Below are 505 nucleotides of genomic sequence, written 5' to 3' on the forward strand. Positions count from 1 at the left end.
GAATCGGTGGCGATGTTCCGTCGTGCCGACATGCTGGCTTCAACCCACAACACCTGGGCGATGGAGATCGAGCCGGATCAGCGCTTCGTCTACGAGCTGACCCGTCCGGAGGGCCGTCGATTCCGGGTCCAGTTCGACCTCAGCAAGCCGGTCGCGCTGCCGCCTGCGCCCTGGGGTGATGCAGCGGCGCCGGCACCCTGATCGGCGCCCTGGCATGCTGCCGCGGACAGCCCGGTAGCGCCGGGCCATGCCCGGCGGCTTTCAAGCGGAGACCCTGCCGCTGCGCTCGCCGGGCATGGCCCGGCGCTACCCCTCAACGCGTGCCGAAGCGCGCCCGGCAGCCATTGCTGACCCACACGTTGCCGCGCGAGTAACCCCAGGTCCGGCCTTCCTGGCAGGCACTGCCGGACAGCTGCTGCTGCAGCACCGGCCGGCCCTGGCGTTCATCCCAGTTGCAGCTCTGCTGGCGGTTGTTGTTGCTGCTGCAGGTCACGGTGTAGTTGCT

The 505-nt window shown here is 69.3% G+C and carries 1 protein-coding gene and 1 pseudogene; one reads left to right on the forward strand and one right to left on the reverse strand.

Annotation, left to right across the window (positions count from 1 at the left end):
- Positions 1-201 (forward strand): annotated as a pseudogene (locus tag DBR20_RS23370) (hypothetical protein); the annotation flags it as partial.
- 112 nt (positions 202-313) lie between these two features.
- On the opposite strand, the gene DBR20_RS16205 reads toward DBR20_RS23370, so the two are convergent.
- Positions 314-505, reverse strand: a 192-nt coding sequence (locus DBR20_RS16205; RefSeq protein ID WP_146187036.1) for a DUF3011 domain-containing protein, incomplete at its 5' end; no start/stop codon positions are given.

Origin of the sequence: Stenotrophomonas sp. HMWF023, assembly GCF_003060985.1 — a bacterium.
Taxonomy (GTDB): Bacteria; Pseudomonadota; Gammaproteobacteria; order Xanthomonadales; family Xanthomonadaceae; genus Stenotrophomonas; species Stenotrophomonas lactitubi.